General features: G+C 42.3%; 14 protein-coding genes, 2 pseudogenes and 1 other annotated feature. Of the genes and pseudogenes, 5 read left to right on the top strand and 11 right to left on the bottom strand.

Annotated features, from left to right (window positions below):
- Positions 1 to 110 precede the first annotated feature (110 nt).
- The 3 genes from ACT3RN_RS08910 (at position 111) to ACT3RN_RS08900 (ending at position 3,819) form a co-directional block, all read left to right on the top strand.
- Positions 111 to 953, top strand: a complete 843-nt coding sequence (locus ACT3RN_RS08910) for a hypothetical protein (protein WP_192519205.1) — start codon at positions 111 to 113, stop codon at positions 951 to 953.
- Positions 954 to 1,434: 481 nt separating this feature from the next.
- Positions 1,435 to 3,051, top strand: coding sequence for a phosphatase PAP2/dual specificity phosphatase family protein (locus tag ACT3RN_RS08905; RefSeq protein ID WP_192519206.1), 1,617 nt, complete (start codon positions 1,435 to 1,437; stop codon positions 3,049 to 3,051).
- A gap of 120 nt (positions 3,052 to 3,171) precedes the next feature.
- A complete protein-coding gene (locus tag ACT3RN_RS08900) occupies positions 3,172 to 3,819 on the top strand; it encodes a glutathione S-transferase (RefSeq protein ID WP_192519207.1) in 648 nt (215 codons plus the stop codon).
- Between the two features lie 50 nt (positions 3,820 to 3,869).
- On the opposite strand, the gene ACT3RN_RS08895 is transcribed toward ACT3RN_RS08900, so the two are convergent.
- The 6 genes and pseudogenes from ACT3RN_RS08895 to ACT3RN_RS08870 form a co-directional block, all read right to left on the bottom strand.
- The gene (locus tag ACT3RN_RS08895; protein WP_192519208.1) at positions 3,870 to 4,130 is read right to left on the bottom strand and encodes a hypothetical protein; all 261 of its coding nucleotides are present in this window, start codon (positions 4,128 to 4,130) and stop codon (positions 3,870 to 3,872) included.
- Between the two features lie 397 nt (positions 4,131 to 4,527).
- Positions 4,528 to 5,832 (bottom strand): cytosine permease, encoded by a 1,305-nt coding sequence (locus ACT3RN_RS08890; RefSeq protein WP_442477865.1) that lies wholly within the window; start codon positions 5,830 to 5,832, stop codon positions 4,528 to 4,530.
- An 86-nt stretch (positions 5,833 to 5,918) separates the two neighbouring features.
- Positions 5,919 to 6,797, bottom strand: a pseudogene (locus ACT3RN_RS08885) (IS3 family transposase); the annotation flags it as partial.
- 34 nt (positions 6,798 to 6,831) lie between these two features.
- A pseudogene (locus ACT3RN_RS08880) lies at positions 6,832 to 8,052 on the bottom strand (IS3 family transposase).
- Positions 7,660 to 7,776: a sequence feature (AL1L pseudoknot), on the bottom strand. (Overlaps the previous pseudogene by 117 nt.)
- A 288-nt stretch (positions 8,053 to 8,340) precedes the next feature.
- Entirely contained in the window at positions 8,341 to 9,702 is a 1,362-nt protein-coding gene (locus ACT3RN_RS08875; RefSeq protein WP_225739350.1) for a patatin-like phospholipase family protein, read from the bottom strand.
- Between the two features lie 826 nt (positions 9,703 to 10,528).
- Positions 10,529 to 11,029: a BCCT family transporter gene (locus ACT3RN_RS08870; RefSeq protein WP_413038462.1), complete on the bottom strand. Its 501-nt coding sequence runs from the start codon at positions 11,027 to 11,029 to the stop codon at positions 10,529 to 10,531.
- 107 nt (positions 11,030 to 11,136) lie between these two features.
- Here ACT3RN_RS08870 and ACT3RN_RS08865 point away from each other — a divergent pair, with 107 nt between their 5' ends.
- The gene (locus tag ACT3RN_RS08865) at positions 11,137 to 12,276 is read left to right on the top strand and encodes a M14 family metallopeptidase (RefSeq protein WP_192520179.1); all 1,140 of its coding nucleotides are present in this window, start codon (positions 11,137 to 11,139) and stop codon (positions 12,274 to 12,276) included.
- 383 nt (positions 12,277 to 12,659) lie between these two features.
- Here ACT3RN_RS08865 and nfsB read toward each other — a convergent pair whose 3' ends face one another.
- From nfsB to ACT3RN_RS08845, 4 genes are all read right to left on the bottom strand, one after another.
- The gene (nfsB, locus tag ACT3RN_RS08860) at positions 12,660 to 13,316 is read right to left on the bottom strand and encodes an oxygen-insensitive NAD(P)H nitroreductase (protein WP_192520180.1); all 657 of its coding nucleotides are present in this window, start codon (positions 13,314 to 13,316) and stop codon (positions 12,660 to 12,662) included.
- 208 nt (positions 13,317 to 13,524) lie between these two features.
- Positions 13,525 to 14,586 (bottom strand): zinc-binding alcohol dehydrogenase family protein, encoded by a 1,062-nt coding sequence (locus ACT3RN_RS08855; protein ID WP_192992459.1) that lies wholly within the window; start codon positions 14,584 to 14,586, stop codon positions 13,525 to 13,527.
- Between the two features lie 157 nt (positions 14,587 to 14,743).
- Positions 14,744 to 15,634 carry an SDR family NAD(P)-dependent oxidoreductase gene (locus ACT3RN_RS08850; RefSeq protein ID WP_192520182.1) on the bottom strand — a complete coding sequence of 297 codons (891 nt, stop codon included), beginning with the start codon at positions 15,632 to 15,634 and terminating at the stop codon, positions 14,744 to 14,746.
- A gap of 394 nt (positions 15,635 to 16,028) precedes the next feature.
- A complete protein-coding gene (locus tag ACT3RN_RS08845; protein WP_225739265.1) occupies positions 16,029 to 16,985 on the bottom strand; it encodes a hypothetical protein in 957 nt (318 codons plus the stop codon).
- A gap of 121 nt (positions 16,986 to 17,106) precedes the next feature.
- Here ACT3RN_RS08845 and ACT3RN_RS08840 point away from each other — a divergent pair, with 121 nt between their 5' ends.
- Positions 17,107 to 18,075, top strand: coding sequence for a LysR family transcriptional regulator (locus ACT3RN_RS08840; protein WP_318779548.1), 969 nt, complete (start codon positions 17,107 to 17,109; stop codon positions 18,073 to 18,075).
- Positions 18,076 to 18,240: 165 nt separating this feature from the next.
- Here ACT3RN_RS08840 and ACT3RN_RS08835 read toward each other — a convergent pair whose 3' ends face one another.
- Complete coding sequence (locus ACT3RN_RS08835; RefSeq protein WP_192520183.1) at positions 18,241 to 19,146, bottom strand: LysR family transcriptional regulator; 906 nt, start codon at positions 19,144 to 19,146, stop codon at positions 18,241 to 18,243.
- Positions 19,147 to 19,512: the final 366 nt, after the last annotated feature.

Raw genomic sequence — 19,512 nt, 5'->3', positions numbered from 1 at the left:
ATATACTGACCTTGATGAGGCTCGCGGGCATTATGATGAGGTGAGAGGCTATCATTACCACGTTGACAAAGCAGGTAATAACAACTTCATCAACGGATTGCGTGGTGTATATGCTGAAGACTAGTTTGTCATCAACAGCGCTTGTGTGCTTAGCTGCATTTGGGCTGAGTATCGTGAGCGTTAATGCGACTGCGCATAACCCTAACAACTCGACTTTTATACTGTCGCAAGCGGCTGATGGCAAATATTTGGTGCGTCTAGATGGTGCTTTGACTGGAGTAGAGGCGCAAATTAACGAAACGTATTCGCCCGATGCGTATAAGACAGCTGAGGAGTTTCAGCAGTTAGCCAATGAGCATTTTATTAAATCATTAACCTTGTCGATCAATGACCAACCGATTATAGTCGTTAACCCGAGTGTGCAGCTGGGTCATGCTACTCAGTTTTCTGCCGAGGCACAGGGTATTGATCACACAATCGAATCTATTGATTTGACCAATACGTTTTTTAAAGACTTGCATGGCAATCGGATGACGGTTGTATTGTTGTCTGATCAATTTCCAAAAACGCAATATACGCTTAATGATAGCAATCAGCATCGCTTAAGTTTACAGTTGGTTGATGGTCAATGGCAACAAAATAGCAGCGACGCCCTACCTATGGCCGCTGATGATGCACACACTCATGATGAAAGTAGCCAAGAGCAAGAGGGTCATCATCATAATGAAGATAGCCATAATACAGATGACGACCATTCACATGAATCTGCTAATACACTATCAGATAGCGCTTTAGATGATAATGATGTTTTAGATGATGGTGCAAAGCTAGCTAGCACACCGACATTGGCTGCAGCAGACAAGAGCTTGTTTGGTTCTATTTATATATTGGGGTTTGGTGCTGTGATAGCATTGCTGATAGGTGCAAGGTGGTTTTTTAAGAAAAAGCCATAAGTACTCATATAGTCAAATCCATATAAATCCACTACATCGTCATCCTCGCTAGTCTCAATAACTACGCTAATGTATCGCTTGCACTCGGTTTGCTTGTATCGAAATTATTTGAACTCAACTAGGGCGTGTTGAACATTCAAATATTAGGGCTGCTGATCGCTAAAATTGCACCAAAATATTGTCTAAAAAATAGTCACTGCCAGCACCACATTTGAATGTTCAACACGCCCTATATAAAATAAGTATTGGTATTCGTCATTATTGAAATGTCAGCGAAAAGGTCAGCTTAAATAAGCTGGCCTTTTTTATTTAGAGCCAGCGCAAAATGTAACCCGTATCGCTGTATTTATTTTATAGTAGATCCTCTGTAGTTCATGACGTTAAATATAACCTAAAGTGATTTGCTATACTCGATATGATTTAATATACCAATTACACTCCAGTGGCTATAAACCTTTCAGTATATTTCAAGGCTATTTAATTGAATCCTTTGTCGACAGCGTATACACCCTCAGCTCCCACACGTTTTAGACATCTGAGTCTTGCGCTATTGAGCTTTTACCTGCTCTATAATGTGACGACGCTCTATAGCGTCTCGTTATATGAGATAGCACCTTCGGCTATTCATCATCTAGCCACGCCGTTTGATAGTATTATTCCTTTTATCCCCGCTATGATTGTTCCTTATAGTTGGTCATTGATTTTATTTGTGGCAAGCTTTTTTTTAGTACGCACGTCTAGACAATTATCTTTATTAACCTACCGACTAATCCTAGCGACTACTTTTGCCTGCTTAATCTTCTACCTTTATCCTGCTCGTTTTTCTTTTCATCGAGTGATACCTGATGATTGGACGCAGTTTGGCTATCAGTTTTTGCAATTGGTGGATAAGCCTTTTAATCAATTACCATCATTGCATGTCACGTATGCCGTCGTACTTGGGGTATCCCTATGGGATGTGTTAGCGTCCAAAAAACAATGGATTGGGCTATATCGTGCGTCGCTCGTTGTGATATGTGTATTGATTATTGTCTCTACGGTATTGACGTATCAGCATCATTTGATGGATGTGTTCGGCGGGATAGGTTTGGCTGCTGTGGTGCTGGCGCTCTCAGGTCGAATTCGTAATGGACTGGTAACTAAGTATCTAGCATTGGGTGGTATCGGGTTTGTGTTGATAGCGATTACAGGGTTTTACCTTTCGACTATCAGCATGGTAGGGTTGGATATTATTGAAAGTATTGCAAGGGTTTTGGCCGTGTATTGGCTGGCAAGCTTTATAATGTTGGCTTGGGTATATCAGCAGACTAAATTGGCAGGCAATCAACGCTGGTTCAAAAAAGGTAGTGATGGCAAGCTCACGATAGTGACTTGGGTTAAGTTTGCGCCAATTATTATCATTTATAACAGTATGTCGTTTTTGGGACAATGGTATTTTAAGGCTTTTTTGAAATCTCAAAAATATCCACTCACACCCTATGCTATTAATGACACGGTCAAAGTGGTTGCCTCACCTCGATTTAGACAGGGTGATTTACATAGTCATTTAAGGTGTTGGTTGTTTAGTTATCACTCATTAGAACGGTCGCGCTCAAACCCTTACGAGACAGCTTCTTATCAGACAGATCGCTATCAGGTTATCGTCGTTGATTTGGCCGCTGAGATATCTAGCCATGTAGATTGTCTTGAAGTAATAGCTAAAGACCTCATCAATCTGCCTGTGCATTATGTGTATTTGCCTTTACTGGATTTACAGCCATTAAATGACGTAGTGCTTACCGATTATATTGATCTATTTAAGCGGATTGAATCTTTGACGCAATCAGCAGAGCCGCGAGTGATAAACACTGATAATGAGAGCCAGCAAAAAGATAGTGTTATCACGCTTATTAACTTTCACTGTGTGATGGGTCTGTCACGTAGCATCGGCGTGCAGGTTTTGTATTTATTATATTGTGGTACGCTAACCATCTATAACTATCAGTCATGGCTTGAGCAGCATTATCCACACGCGCATCTCAAAGACGCCTATCTACCACAGTCGTTGCTAGAGGCTGTGGCCAATTATAAATCTGCTGAAGATCCAACAACTCGTTAATGGTCATTGATAGCAGTAGATTTGCGTGTACTGATCTTTTTTTATTGGTTTTTTTATTTGCGTTTTGCCTGCTATTTAAGCTCTATTCAACTCAAGTTCTATTCAACTATGGAAATATTTATGAATGTTTCACTGCCTTGTTTATACTCTTTTCGTCGCTGTCCTTATGCGATGCGCGCTCGTCTCGGTCTACTATTTGCCGAGTTACCAGTAGCGCTACGAGAAATCACGCTAAAGAATAAGCCAGAGCAAATGCTAGCAATTAGTCCAAAAGGCACAGTGCCTGTGTTACAGCTTTTAGATGGTTCAGTGATTGAGGAAAGTGCAGAGATTATGATGTGGGCGCTTGAGCAAAACGATCCGCAGAAACTACTGGATGCAAGCGTTTTATCGCAGGCCAATGCACTGATCGCACGAAATGATAATGAGTTTAAGCAGTGGTTAGATCGTTATAAATATGCCGACCGTCACCCTGAGATGACTCAGACAGAGTATCGGCAACAGGGTGAAGTGTTTTTACAAGATTTGGAGGCATTACTGATTGAAAATGATTATCTGATCGGAGACAGCATAACGGTTGCGGATATTGGTGTCATGCCGTTTGTGCGTCAGTTTGCCCATGTCGATCGTGAGGTGTTTTACGATTTGCCGTATCCAAAGCTACAGCGATGGTTGCAGGATTGGTTGGAGCACCCAGTATTTATACAAGCCATGACTAAGTTTCAGCCATGGCAGGAAGGTGACGAGATAGTGGTTTTTTCTGTTTAATATAGTGAGTTCGATGTAGGATGTATACAGTATAAAACTTACTTAGTCTACTATGATTTGACGACAATGACCTTTTTCGCTGGATGTTTATCTTTCACAAACACCACCTTTTTTACTTTAGGCTGTGCTTTAGCTATGACCACCTTCTTAGCTTGAGGTTTTGCTTTAACTACTACTACTTTTTTCGCTTGATGTTTATCTTTGACTACGACAACTTGTTGGGCAGCACTTGCTGGACCGATCATCGCAAAGCAAGTAGATACGGCCAATAGTGAGCTAATAGCAATTTTTTTCATGTTTAAGTTTTTCATAGTAAGACCCTTTTAGACTAGTTATAAGTAACAGTGCTTATTGACTGACTGAAGACATCTGAATAGAGTGTTGCTCTATTGGATAAGTAAATGATAGCGAGTTAAAGCGTTACGTACTTTTATGAAAGTTAAAGAAAGGTGACTTTTTAGTAGATACGTTAACCATTTTTATCATCGTAAGTGTTTTGTGATAACGGATAGCCTGTGAGCAATACTCTAAGGCGTGTCTTCAATTCAATCGATAGTCATCTAAATGGATTGAAAATGGCCAAATTGGTTTGAACATTCATTATTGATAAAAGCCATGACTAAATTTTAGCCATGGCAGAAACCTAATGAAAGAGTCGTTTTTTTTGAGCATCGAGCTTCTATGCTAAATTTTTAGATAGCTAAGTTTTTAGGTAGCTTTGAATTTGTCTCTACCAGCCACTTTATCGACATCCAGTTTTTTTAGAACTAAGAAGAGTATGAAGGTGAATGGAAAGCCAACCAGCCAAGAGTAGTCAAGGAATGCAAATGATATAATGGCACCACCAACAAGAGATAGCATGCCTGCTAGACTAAATCCGCCTTTATAATCATAACTTGCGTTGTCATAGAATTTATCAACGTCTAGTTTCATTTTTCTAACGATGAAATAGTCAGCAATCATAATGGCAGCGGCTGGACCAAGAAAGCTGGAATATACATTTTGAAATTTAAAGAAATAGTCACTACTAAATAAAAACCATGGTGCTGAGACGACTGAAAGAACAGCAACCCAAATAATGCCACCTTTCCAAGAGGTCTTCATAATATCCTGAAATGCCAAGGCTGGTGGTAAGATGTTTAACGTAAGATTAGAGGTGATTTGAGCCAAAATAATAAAAATCAACAACACAATACCAAAAGCAGGATTTGGAGATAGCTCGACTAATCCAGCAATAGGGTCTTTGCTGCCAGTGGCCAGACCAATGAATATACCAGAGACAATCATGAACATCCAAGGTGGTAGTACCCCAACAAAATTAGCGATAGCACTGGTCTTGAGAATTGATTGACCTTTGGGGTTTACTTGTCGAGTAAGGTCCGAGGCATTTAAGATGACAGTCGTCCAGTTTGCAAATGCTGCCATCATACCTGCTACCCATGGTAGCCCCCATGAGCCCTCAATCGCTGATGCAGCTGCAAAATCGATATCGCCAGTAGAGAAAACCACATAAAAGAAGTATAGGAGCATGGCAAAAATGATGAATGACATAGCCCCGTTGAATTTTGATATGGTCTCAATACCACGGTAGGCAAGTAAGCTCTGTAATGCGATTAGCAGAAAGAAATAAACCCATATATTTGAAAACCCAAACAGACTATTTGTGACTTGCTCTAATGCAAGCGCGCCGATCCAGGTACCAATACCGTTCCAAGCGATTGCCGGTATACACCGTAAAATAGCAACAATTTTCGTACCTTTGTTTCCGAAACTGCTTCTACCTTGTACGATAAAAGGAATGCCATATCGCATACCTGCATGACCTTGTAGGGTCATTAATAAGGCAACGCCAATCGCCGCAACAATACCTGCAACCAACGCCTGTATGAAGTTTAAACCTCCAATAGGGTATAGAAGATATTGCCCAATGACCATGATTTGCACAATAATCCCTGACGACCAAAAAACAAGTGCATAGTTCATTTTATTCATGGGTCTACTATCAGGAGGTATGGGATTAATACCATCTAGAGAGCCTGTATTTTGTTTAGATTGACCCCTGCCGTCAATCCCGTAGACTTAAACTTGGGAGATTTTAGTTACGCAGCTTGACGATAATAATCAAACCACACCTGTCTTGGCGATTGATAGCCCAAACCCTTTTGAATCCTCGTCTGGTTGTAGTACAGCTCGATATAACTGATAATATCATTGATGGCTGTGAACCTTGTTTTATAGTCTTGATGATATACCAGCTCATTCTTTAATGTGCCCCAGAAGCTTTCTATTGGAGCATTGTCGAAGCAATTACCTTTAGCGCTCATTGAGCCTGTAAATTGATGCTGCTTAATGGTCTTGTGGTAGGCGTGACTGCAATACTGACTGCCTCTGTCTGAATGAACGATTAGCCCTTTGTTTGGACGTTTATTCTTGATGGCCATATTTAGTGCTTTGCAAACTAAATCTGCGGTCATACGCTTGTTAATAGCGTAACCGACAAGCTCTTTGGTGTATAAGTCTTTGACCCCTGATAAGTACAGCCAACCCTCATTCGTCCAGATATAGGTGATGTCGCTTACCCACGACTCGTTAGGGCGCTTAGCATCAAACTTCTGATCCAGTACGTTTGGATAGACCAGCTTGTTGTGATTGGAGTCGGTGGTGACTTTAAAGCGCTTATGACGACGACATTTAATGCCGTGTTGCTCTTTGATGCTTCTTACCATGTATAGACTAATATCATACCCTTGCTCGGTGAGCGTTGCATGCAGACGCTCAACACCATAGCGCTCATGAGTCTCACTATGAGCGGCTTTAACTAGTAGCTCGCACTGATTACGGTGTACCTGCTGACAGCTGATATCACGACCTAGCCAGTCATAGTAGCTCGATGGTTTAACGCTAAGTACGCGGCACATCCTACTGATGCTAAAGATTTGCTGGTTGTCTTTGATAAAGGCGTACTTTACTAACTGAACCGCCCCGACTATATCGGAGACTTGATTGCTTGAGTCAGGCAGCTTTGTCTGACTCAATAAAACTATCATAGTATCGTCTCTCAAACTCAAAAGGCGACACATAGCCAATCGTACTATGAATGCGAGTTTTGTTAAACCAATCGACCCATTCAAGGGTTGCTAATTCAACATCACTCACACCTTGCCACTGCTGTTTTAAATATTCAATCACCTCCGTTTTATAAAGTCCGTTAACCGTTTCAGCCAACGCATTATCGTATGAATCACCTGTCGTGCCAACAGATGCAATGACGCCAGAATCAGCCATCTTATCAGTATAGCGAATTGATAAGTACTGAACGCCGCGATCACTATGATGAATGACATCTTTAGGATGGTTTCTGTCTGCAATGGCTTGGTTTAGTGCTGCCATCACCATATCAGTGTTCATACGATCTGATACTTTCCAGCCAACGATAGCGCGAGCAAATACATCAATGATAAAGGCGGTATATACCCAGCCACTCAGTGTCTTTATATAGGTAAAATCAGCAACCCATAGTTGGTTAGGGCGATGGGCATTAAAGTTACGATTAACCAAATCATCAGCACGCTTTTGATCGTCACGAGACTTAGTCGTTATCTTACCTTTACCTCGCCAAACACCCTGCATGCCATGCTGCCGCATTAACCGCTCTACAGTGCAGCGTGCAGGATGTATACCCTCTGCTTTCAACTGTTTCCAGACTTTACGAGTACCATAACGGCATTTGCTGTCCTTCCAAATACGTTTGATTTCATTTAGATAGAAATCGTCATGCTGACTACGCTGTGAACGCTTCTCCGGATTGTCGTTTAAGTCTTTGGTACGATAGTATGTGGATGGGGCAATCGGCAAGACTCTACAAATAGCTAGAATGCCATAAATAGATTTATTCTCGTCGATGAATTGAACCATCACTAAGGTTTGCGGTCTATTTCCGCCTGGGCGAAAAAAGCGGCTGCTTTCCTTATGATCTCATTGGCTTGTTTTAATTCTTTGTTCTCACGTTCAAGCATCTTTGATGCGCTCGGCTTGGCTTTGAGCTTGAATCTTTGCAGGAATGGTTTTATCAATGTGCTTTTTATGCCATGATCGTAGGGTCTCAGGCGTGCAACCTATCTTTGGTGCTATGGCTTTGATGGCTGACCAGGTGGATGGGTAGTCGTCTTTAGCTTCAATTAGCATACGGACGGCGCGCTCTTTCATTTCAGGGGTATAGTTTCGTGTTTTCATTGTCGTATTCTCTCAGAAAGTTGAGTCTCCGACAATCTCGGGGCGGTTCATATCGCATGGCCCGCATTGTTACGAAAACTGCGTCGCACCGATCCTTCCTTTGAGCAGTAAGCATATATATATGAGGATACACCCTAGGTCATTGCCTTTCTTCATTAATTGATTTTTTATCAGACAGCAGCTAGTCGTATTTTTCTTTACTTATTTTTTGACTGGCTGCTTGTTTACGGCAGCCCTTTTAGCTCTGCAAGATAGACGACCAAAATTATATGATGATTTAACCTTGTCTCATTGTAATGCCTCACGAAAATTTTGGAATTCTTCTGATTGATCGAGCAGGTTACCACTGAGTTGTCTTAGAGCATCAACTTGCTCCGGTTGTAGGTGAAAAGTGGTTGGCATAGCGTCGAATGTGGCGCGCTCTTCCTTATCGGCAACTTGATCAAAGGTTAATACAGAAAAATTGACTTCTACCTGAGGGGTATCTGGACCTCGCTGTGAATTGACGTGATCTGCCCACTGCAAAAAATCTTTTTTAGCTACTGAGACCGTTTCATTATTCAAAGTGCCGAGTGCTGCTTGGCTAGAGGCCTCAAGGGTTTGTAATAATCCTGGATCTTTGCCTTCTAATGACCACGCATACTCAGGATAAGTTTGTGCGTTGGCGACAATGACAAGCACTTGTTTAACGCGGCGCAGTTTTTCAGGACTAAATGCCCCCGCCATATTAGGTACGTCACCATATTGAGTGACGGGGCTCATCATTGATCCGCGCACTCCCAAGTTATCGGTCACACCGCCATCTACCAAACGTAGAATAGGCATACGATCTGGTTGAGAATAACGATCTACTGCACGAGCGACTGCATAACTTCTTGGTAAATGACTTTTTTGATTCAAGGCGTCATCCACCCATGGCTGATGACGTTGAGTGCAGTTGGAAAAGTTGCGCAATGATATAGGCGCAAAAATACCAGGTACTGAAGAAGAGGCCATCACAGCATTTGCCACCGGATAGTTAGACAAATCTGAACATAAAAAATCAAACTGCTGCTGGGTAAACGAAAAAGTTGTTGCATTGTTTAAGTCGCTAGCGTTCAAAATAACGTAAGGTAGTTGATCACGGCCCATATCAGCAAACGTTTTTTGTTGAAATAAATTGTGATTTAAATCATCTGCTACAAGATCGCCGCGATTATAGTCCGAACGGGAAACAGCCATAAGGCTTTTTGGACGTAACCCTAACTTTATAAGTCGCGATTGCCAGTTTTCATATAAAAAATTTGGTGCAAAATTCTGAAATATCTCATCGCCAAACAAACCGTAATAAGCGGCTGTATAGCTACCACCTGATACCGAAGTAATCACATCCACTTCATCTAGTAATCTGCGCTCTACGCCATCTATAGTCACTGGTGTGTCACGGAGTTTTTCTAATACGCCATAGCTAAAAGAGGCGGCACGCGTGCCACCACCAGAAAATGCAAGTATGACAAAGACGTCATCTGAGTTTTGGGGTAATTTATGACGAAAATCGTAGCGACTTGTGATGTTTGTATCTGTTATAGGTTCGTTCCAAATACGATGCTCACAGCCGGTTAGTAAGCTTGGTAGAGTAGCAGTAGCCAATAAAAAAAATGTAGTCTTCAATCGATACGGTACTTTATTTTTAATAAACTTTTGAGCTTTCGTATTAAAGAAAGTGAATCTATTTAGTCGCATTTTTAGTACCCCAGTGTATTTTAATTAATATGAATCCTAGTTTTTATGTTTGTTAATCCTTTATATTTTTCCGAATAATAATTTGTTAAATATTAGGGCGTGTCCTCATTTTAAAAATGGTGATAAAAATGAGATAAATTGCCGTAAAACAAGGAAAATAGAGCAGATAATATCGAGATATTAGTCAGCTATTTGACGCCGTTTGGCAAGATTTAGCTATTTTTAACCTATTTAGATAACTATCGATTGAATTGAGGACATGCCCTAGCATGTGGTGTTGGTGGGACTTGCTTTAATGCAACTGCAGAGAAAGGTGTGCTAATGGTCTAAATAAGGTTTAACTAAAGGCCGTTTATAAACACTATCTGTACTGCGGTAGTGAGTCAAGATAAATCTGGGCTAGCAAAATCATATTATCTTTATTCAATTATCATCAGCCTTACTTTTAGTAGGCTAATCGCCATTAATATAGGGCGTGTTGAACATTCAAATATGGTGCTGGCAGTCACTATTTTTTAGACAATATGCAGTGAAATTTTTGATGCCTAGTCATTCTAGGTTAAACAATTTCGCCATGTATTGGCAAAAAAGAGTATTGCCCTCCACTCGAGCATAGCTCTCGCCTTGCAAACGGGCAAAGCAGTGCTTTGCTGGATCCGTTCTCAAGGCTGATGCTAAAATCACCCCAAACGTTATTGCAATCCTCGTTAAGGTCTCGACATTATCGTCGGCTTGCGCCTAGTTTGGTGCAATTTTAGCAATCAGCAGCCCTAATATTTGAATGTTCAACAAGCCCTAATAATAAATGAAAAGAAAACCAGAAAAATAGCGTTAGGCTAGGGGCAATAATACCAATCAACTCAAATTCACGAATGGAACGAGTTTTGGAGATACGCGCTAAGAACATACCAACGAATGGTGCAAATGCAATCCACCATGCCCAGTAAAATATAGACCAACTGGTTTGCCAGCTACCAAGTTCAGTATTAGGATCCCAAACAGTAAAGACCATTACGGGTACATGGAGGATATAAGAAAAAATACCTTTGTCCAGCATTTCTAGGGCAAACATAGAAGCGCCAAAAATTAAGAAGAATCCTAGTAGTAAGAATGATAATATCATATTGATATTACTGAGCCATTTTACCCCGCGACCAACGCCTGATAGAGCAGAGGTGATGGCTAGGCATATGACTACAAACAGTGATAACAGCAACGCACCTGTAGTCGGTTCAGTATTCACAGCGTTAGTCACTAACCAGCTGATACGCGATTTGAGGTCGTAAAGACATAAGTAAATTATCAAGTACTCTCATTACTACTCTGTAAGACACCACTATAAAACTGAATTAAGGAGCGATTATGCACATTACTGCTAATTTTGATGCAGGTAATATCGAGGTTATTAACCTAGATGATAAAAAAGACATTCAATTAGCCATTCGTCCAGACATTGGCGGTGAGTTTTTTCAGTGGTTTAACTTTCGTCTGTCTGGTCAGATAGGAGAGCAGTATGTTCTCAATATCATGAATGCAGGAGAGGCATCTTATCTAGAAGGGTGGGAGAGTTATCAAGCAGTCGCTTCGTATGATCGTCAGCAGTGGTTTCGTTTGCCAACCTCTTATAAAGAAGGCAAATTAACCATCATGGCAGAGCTGGAATGCGAAACCATTCAAATTGCTTATTTTGCTCCTTACAGCTATGAGCGTCACCAAGATTTATTGGCAGCAGTACAAACGCACCCATTGGTAATGCTAGAGCATTTAGGCGAAACGCTTGATAAGCGCGAACTGACCTTGGTTAAAATCAGCAATGATGATAGCAATAGTGATGCGAATAAACGCAACATATGGATTACCGCCCGTCAGCATCCAGGTGAGACGATGGCAGAGTGGTTGGTCGAAGGTTTGTTATATGCTTTATTAGACAGCGATAATCCCACGTCTAAGTCGTTATTGGATAAAGCGAACGTTTATATTGTGCCCAATATGAACCCTGACGGCAGCGTGCGTGGACACTTACGTACTAACGCGGTGGGAACCAATTTAAACCGTGAGTGGGAAAGCCCAAGCTTAGAGAAAAGCCCTGAAGTATTTCATGTCATTAATAAAATGAAAGAAACCGGCGTTGATCTGTTTTATGACGTGCATGGCGACGAAGCACTGCCGTATGTATTCCTTGCTGGATCGCAAGGCATTCCAAGCTATAGCGACCGTCTCGCTGGTCTACGTGATAGATTCTCAGAGATATTGAAATTGGCAAGTGCCGACTTTCAGTCTGAAATTGGCTATGAGATTGATGCACCAAGCACGGCCAATATGACGATAGCAACCCACTGGGTGGCTGAGCATTTTGATTGTCTTGCTAATACGTTAGAGATGCCATTCAAAGACAATGATAATCTGCCTGATAAGGAGATGGGCTGGTCACCAGAGCGCTCTGCTAAATTGGGGGAAGCCTCGTTAGTGGCTATGCTTGCCGTGGTAGATGATTTACGTTAGTTTTATTTAAGTAAGAGTGAAGTCCAAAGTTTTTATCAGTGCAATGCCACTACTATGACAACGATAGTGATGGCATTTTTAGGTCTAAAATAACACCGTTAAATCAGACTCCTAACGATAAAAAACCAAACGGCCAATACCAATATTAAAATTGTGCTTATTGACCGTTTACTAGTGCTCAGATTAAAGACGGCCAATACCATAAAAAATGTATTGGCTTATAGTCGATCCACTATAAAACAAATACAGCGATACGGGTTACATTTTGAGCCGCCTCTGTCTGCGTAGGCACAGAAAGCAAGAAAAATGTAACCCGTATTTGTGGTTGTGCCTCTTTTATTTAGGACTGACTATATCATGTTTACGCTTACTTTGATTAATGATTAAGCCTTAGTGAAAATCGCTTCTTCACCCAAGCGTGATTTGGGTATCTCGGCATTAAAATCGTCATGATTGCGGTAACCAAATGATATAACCGCCACCGCAGAATAACCTTTGCTACGCAGGTCAAACTCTTCATCCAGCGCTTGTAAATCAACACCTTCCATGGGTACGGTATCAATTCCTAATAGCGCCGCGCCCAACAGTACCGAGCCCATGTTTAGGTATACCTGTTTGGCCAGCCAATGTGGCTCATCTTTTACATCATATCTATGAATGTCTAAAAACATTTGGCGTGCTTGGTGCATTTGTGTTTTGAATTCTGGCTGCGCATAACGGCCATCTTCATCTTCTTTTGTTAGCACTGCCTGCATGTATTCATCATCGGCGTGGATACGTGTGCAAAATACCACTACGTGTGAGGCATCTACTACTTTAGGGGTATTGAAATGAAAGGCGCCTTGAGTGCTTTTAGCAATACGTGCTTTGCCTGCGTCATCATCTGCAATCACAAAGCTCCATGGCTGAATATTGGTACTTGATGGACTCATTTGTAATAGGTTTTTGATTTGCGCAAAGTCTTCATCAGCAATTTTTTTGCTTGGGTCAAATACTTTGGTGCTGTAACGCCAGTTTAGGGCTTCATTAATGGTTTTCATAATAATCCTTGAATGCGGTTGGTTAATGACGGTTAGGTATAGTCAATCCTAAATAAAAGAGGTATAACTACGCGATATGGGTTACATTTTTCTTGCTTGCTGTGCCTACGCAGACAGAGGCGGCGCAAAATAATGTAACCCGTACCGCTATATTTATTTTATAGTGGGTCGACTATATATAAAGTTGGTATCAGCTATGCAAAACAGGCTACTCGGCGGTATCAGGCCAGCCTTCTAGTACAATTTTTCCGTGCGCGGCTCTATCTTCTAGCATTTGGTGGGCGCGTCGCACGTTTTTAGCCGTGATGGTGCCAAGCTCGTGAGCCACGGTGGTTTTTAGCTTGTCTGCATCAATTAAGGTGGCCACCTCATTTAACAAATGATGCTGCTCTATCATGTCGGGTGTGGTAAACATCGAGCGGGTATACATAAACTCCCAATGTAGGCTTATGCTTTTTAGTTTTAAGGCATTCACATTTAAGGTGTTGGGGTCATCTATCAGTCCCAGTTTGCCTCGTGGTTTTAAGCATTTAATGATTTCATCAAAATGTTCTTCGGTGTTGTTTAAGCTCACCACGTAATCTACTTCGGTAATGCCGATTTTGTTCAGCTCATCTGACAATGGGTTACGATGATTAATTACATGATCTGCGCCTAGCGTTTTTAACCATTTAACGCTTTCACTGCGGGATGCTGTGCCAATAATTAATGCGTTGGTTCGGGTTTTGAGCAGCTGCGTCATGATTGAGCCCACGCCGCCTGCAGCACCGACCACTAAAACTGTTGGGCGATTCTCTGTCTGTTGTGCTGAGCTCTCATCAGAATCTTGGCTGAGAGTAACGGGCACTTGTAAACGATCAAACAACATCTCCCACGCTGTGATGGTGGTTAAGGGGAGAGCCGCTGCTTCAGAGAATGAAAGTGATTCTGGCATACGTCCCACAATACGCTCATCAACCAGTTGGTACTCGGCGTTACTGCCTGAGCGGGTCAAATCACCTGCGTAATACACATGGTCGCCCACGGAAAATAAGCTCACTTCGTCGCCCACGGCCGTCACCACACCTGCGGCATCCCACCCAATAATCGCGAACTCACTCTCTGCGGCTGGTCTTGATTCACGGATTTTGTAATCAACCGGATTGACTGAAATGGCTTTTATCTCGACCAAAATATCACGGCCCGATGCCACCGGTTTGTCGATAGTAATGTCTTGTAATGCCAGCTCGTTGCTGATGGGTAAGTTGTGCTGATAACCAATTGCTTTCATAGTGGGTGTCCTAAATGTGTTGGTTGTGATATGAATATAATTTTTTTGATGCCAATGCTTGTGCTAGCTAAGTAGTGCGACTAAGTAGTGCTGACCAAGTTAATGCTAATTAAGCTAGTGCTCATTAACATACGGATATATGATTGAGCAGATACCTTTAGGCCGTTAGTATTTTTTGAGTGTGCTGTAATAGCGTGGTGGTGGCCGCTGTGTTAAAGGCATCGCTATGCGGTTTACCAAACTCGCCGCGTGCATCGCCGTGCTCGCCTCTAATATCATTATCAAAATATTGGGCTGTCTCGGTTGCAAACTCATCGGCCACGGCTAAGGCCACTAAAATACCTGCGCCTTTATCGGCAGATGACCAGTGTTGTCCGTAAGCGTCATTTGCCATACGGGTATTGAGCAATGAGCCGGGGTTCACGGCAACCACGTTGATATTTTTGGCAGCCACTTGTTCTGCCAGTGCCATGCTCCACATGGTTAGTGCCAGTTTGCTTTGTGCATAGGCGTCTTGGTCGCTCAGCCTGCATTGCCCAGCCAAGGCCGGTTGCGATACCGCTTGCTGCGCCGCCGAGCTTAAATTCACAATACGGGCAGGTAAATGGTTGTCAGAATTAGAAGCATTGCTTGATGCTTGAGGTGTACTCATCAATGGTAGCAATGCTTGGGTGAGTAGGTACGGCGCAAAGTAATTGACCACAAAGCGCACATCAAACCCTGCCTCAGTTTGGGTGTTGGCGACTTTAAATACGCCTGCGTTATTGATTAGCACATCTAAGTGCAAGCCTGTCGCAGTGAATTTATTTATAACAGCGTCTGCCATGCTTTTAACATCGGTCAGCTTAGCAAAATCTGCCACAAAACCATCCACGTCTACTTGTTGATTAGATTGAGTCGCCACCGCTTTTACCTCAGCAATTACCGCCGCCAGTTTATGGGCGTCTCTGCCATGTAGGTACACGTTGTGCCCCAATTGTGCCAATTTAATGGCGGCCAACTTACCAATGCCATCGGTACTACCAGTGATTAAGATGTTCTTTTTCATTTTTTATCCTTATTCTTGTAATAGTGAAGCCGAATGGCTGATACGTCTTTGTTAGCCGTCATCGTTATTTATCATCATTAACAATAGTAATAAAGTTTGCGTATGGTCACCAGTAGCGGCCACTACAAACACTTTCAATATTTTTTTGAAAATAGTACAGATATGGTCAGTGAAAAGTAATATCAATACACCATGCATCGCTGATATCACTTTTTCTCGCTTGCTGTGTCTACGCAGGCAGAGGCTACAAAAAATCGATATCAGCAATACCGTAGCGTTTTTAGGATATTTTGACTGTAATATCGAGATATTAACCCACTAGCCACGCCAGATGCCCTGCCCTAAGATGACCCTATATACCACTCTGACTCTAGATTGACATATAGGGTCATGGTTAAAATGGCGACACGCTATCGGGCTGGCTATGCGGTATGCTCCAGCGCTGCTGGGCATTAATACTGGTATTGGCCGCCCCACCGCGCGGTACTTGCATGTTATCGCCATACAGCCATAGCAGCATATTGGTACGCTGGCCGCTGGTAATAGGGTGCGCTGCATGCGGGACGGCGCCTCGGTGGATAATCGCCATACCAGGTTTAAAAATGGCACGTTTGGTTTGTCCCAACTGCCGATCAACAAAATCAACCTCTGACCCAGTAAACGGCTCATCTATCAAATTTAAATTGATATTCATGGTCACCGCCGATGCATCGGTATGGAGCTGTAGCGCGGTATCGCCCGTTGGCTGATACTGAATCGAAAACCCAAAGGTTTGGGTGTCGTAACCATAAATATTGGCAAACAATAAGCGCGCGATTGGGCGCATATAGCGGTTCATCAGGTTGCTATAAAATGCCTGAAAATGTGGTGCCGCCAAATAGCCTTGTGAGCGGGCATCAAGCATCGCGCCATTGCGGTTTAACGCAATGCCATAAGGAGGTCGTATCGGAATGTTGGTATCTGAAACCGCTTGCAAATAGCCGCGCAATTGGTGCAGCTGTGCAGGGTCAAACAACTGCCCTTGGTAAACGTTTGGTAAGATCTCTTGCCACAAATCTTTAACGGCCATCTCGGTAGAGGGTGTTTGCCATGCTTGTGCGACAGCCGCACGTAGGCTTGGGTCAAATAAAGTCTCATCAAGCATTGGCAGATGCTGCTCTGTGGTTTCCCATTCTACCCAGGCTTGCTCTAGTAAAGGGCTGTTTTGCTGCCAAAAAGCCGCTACCGATGGCGCACGCCGTAGCATATTTTTTTTTGAGGGTAGCACTAGGTTACGCGCCTGCTGTAGTGGGGTTGGTAAGGCATATGGTTGAGTGTTATGTGTGCTCATAGGCTGTTTTATCGTATTCATAATAAGTGTCCAGATAGGTTTATAAATCTTATAGGCACATGTTACTATAATTGATTGGTTTGATAATCAGGCCGTTTAACGAAACAGTTTCAATAATTTTTATATAATGATGCGCAATTGAGTGGCAGCAACTGGTTTTACGCGCCACTTTGATGGAAGCGAGGATGTGATGAAAAATTTGCAAGATTTACGTATTTTTATTGAAACAGCACGCTTGGGCAGTTTGTCTGCCTGTGCGCGGCATTTAGATTTGTCGCCCGCTGTGGTGAGTGCGGCAGTAAAACGCTTAGAGGCCGAGATTGAAACCGTGTTGTTTGTGCGCTCAACCCGCAGGTTGCGTTTAACCAGCAAAGGTGAGCAATATTTAAAGCATTGCCGAGATGCCGTGGCCATTTTAGACAACGCTTATGCAGGGCTGCATGATAATGATGCCGACTTAACAGGCACGCTTCGGTTGTCTGCCTCATCCGATTTGGGCAGAAACCTAGTGCTACCATGGTTAGATGACTTTATGCAGATTCACCCCAAAGTGACGGTGCAACTACATATGTCAGACAGTTATGTCGATTTATATGGTCAGCAGATTGATTTGGCATTACGTTATGGCGCGCCCAAAGACTCGTCATTAGTGGCGCTGCCCATTGTGCTGAATAACCGGCCTGTGCTGTGTGCCGCGCCTGCGTATTTACAAAAAGTTGAGCAGGGTATTGGGATGCCAAAAACACCAAACGACTTAACTCAGCATAATTGCCTGTGTTTGGGTCACGATGAAAAATACTTGAGCGAATGGACGTTTGAGAAAGACGGTAAAACCAAGCGTGTGGCCGTGGCTGGTAATCGGCGCAGTAAAGATGGCGATGTAGTAAGGCGTTGGGCTGTGGCAGGTCAGGGGATTGCCCTTAAATCACAATTAGATATAGCCGCAGATTTAAAAGCAGGCAGGCTCGTTGAGGTAGCAGTAGGTGGCTGGCAAGTCGCTAATTATCCGCTGTATTTGATCTGCCCAGAACGGCGCTTGATAGATCCGCTATTTAATGCGGTTAAAGAATATCTAATCGAGCGGGTCGCAAAGGTGCTGGCAACACCTTGATTGCTAGGGCGTGTCTTCATTTCAAAAATGGTGATAAAAATGAGATAAATTGCCGTCAAACAAGGAAAATAGGAAGCAGTTATGAATACGCAAGTAAAAAGCCTTTAAAGTTACATCACTCATAGCTTTAAAAGCTTTTTAATAACGTATAGGCTTAGCTTCTACCTAGCAGTAATAAGCCTGTTTTTGCTGTAATGATTGTCGCAAATGCTCAACGAGCAGTTTTAACTTTTGATCGGGTTGTCTTGCCTTAGGATAAACCGCATACATCCCCATTTTTTTTCGGGTAAAGTCTTGCAAGATTTGCGTCAGCGTATTTTGCTGTAACTCTTCATAAACCAGTGCCTGTGGTAAAAAAGCGATGCCTAAATCACTAAGTAAAGCACGTTTAATGGCGCTCAAATGGTTACTGTTAAACCGACCATTTACGGGGAGTAGCTGCTCTGTGCCATCTACATACAACGGCCATATGTCATTGGATGTATTATCAAACTTATACATCAAACACTCATGGCTTTGTAGTTGTTCTGGAGTTTGTGGATGACCATTTTTCTTTAAATAGCTTGGTGTGGCACATATTATCCATTGACTGTCTAACAGCCGCCTTGCGATGAGTGACGAATCTTCGAGCTCAGCAGTTCTTATTGCTAGATCGAATCCTTCTTCTATCAAGTCAACCAATTCATTGCTAATGTGTAAATCGACCGATATCTCAGGGTGCTTTTTGCAAAATTCGGCAATAGATTTACTCAGCACCAAGCTAGCAGACACGACAGGCATGGTGATACGTATTTTACCTTTCATATCCTCACCGTAACCTGTTACGGCATTTTCGGCTTCTTGAAAGGCAAGTTTGGCAATTTTTGCTTTGTTATAAAGCATTTTACCCGCGTCGGTTAAGCTTAATTTTCTGGTGGTTCTATAGAGCAGTTGCACGCTCAAGCTTTCTTCTAGTCTTGCTATACGTTTACTGACTACTGAGTTGGTTAATGATAGTTTTTCAGCGACTCTCGAAAACGACCCTTCCTCAACAACCTGAACGAATAAGACCATATCGTCAGCTTTAGTCATACTTGTTCCCCAATTGGCGTAATATATTTGAGATTATATCAAAAAAAGAAAATAATATTATCTTTTGAGACAATATATCAATTTATGAACAAAGCGTAGAATATCCTAGATATTACTAAGTATTCGACCATAGCGCTGGTTGTAGCGTAGCGGTTTTGATTTGGATCGATAGAATGCTTTGATAAGTAAGGATACTTACTGTAAATATTTAACAAGCCCCAGTCGTAATGTAGTCGTTAAAATGAAAATTTAGATGGCTTCATTCAAGGAAGATTACACAATAAAAAGGATATGATTTTGAATCAGACAATGTATGGGCTCCTGGCATTATTGCCAATCATTCTTTGTGGCATTTTGTTGATTGGT

Source organism: Psychrobacter sp. AOP5-GZ1-6 (assembly GCF_052376345.1).
Taxonomy (GTDB): domain Bacteria; phylum Pseudomonadota; class Gammaproteobacteria; order Pseudomonadales; family Moraxellaceae; genus Psychrobacter.
Note: the sequence above shows the minus strand (reverse complement) of the source record. Positions and strands in the feature narration are given on the sequence as shown.

Bases quoted from the DNA above. Each gene is read 5' to 3' on its own strand.
- ACT3RN_RS08910 (WP_192519205.1), top strand. From the start codon at position 111: ATGCTGAAGACTAGTTTGTCATCAACAGCGCTTGTGTGCTTAGCTGCA.
- ACT3RN_RS08900 (WP_192519207.1), top strand. From the start codon at position 3,172: ATGAATGTTTCACTGCCTTGTTTATACTCTTTTCGTCGCTGTCCTTAT.
- ACT3RN_RS08895 (WP_192519208.1), bottom strand. From the start codon at position 4,130: ATGAAAAACTTAAACATGAAAAAAATTGCTATTAGCTCACTATTGGCC.
- ACT3RN_RS08865 (WP_192520179.1), top strand. From the start codon at position 11,137: ATGCACATTACTGCTAATTTTGATGCAGGTAATATCGAGGTTATTAAC.
- nfsB (WP_192520180.1), bottom strand. From the start codon at position 13,316: ATGAAAACCATTAATGAAGCCCTAAACTGGCGTTACAGCACCAAAGTA.
- ACT3RN_RS08855 (WP_192992459.1), bottom strand. From the start codon at position 14,586: ATGAAAGCAATTGGTTATCAGCACAACTTACCCATCAGCAACGAGCTG.
- ACT3RN_RS08850 (WP_192520182.1), bottom strand. From the start codon at position 15,634: ATGAAAAAGAACATCTTAATCACTGGTAGTACCGATGGCATTGGTAAG.
- ACT3RN_RS08845 (WP_225739265.1), bottom strand. From the start codon at position 16,985: ATGAATACGATAAAACAGCCTATGAGCACACATAACACTCAACCATAT.
- ACT3RN_RS08835 (WP_192520183.1), bottom strand. From the start codon at position 19,146: ATGACTAAAGCTGACGATATGGTCTTATTCGTTCAGGTTGTTGAGGAA.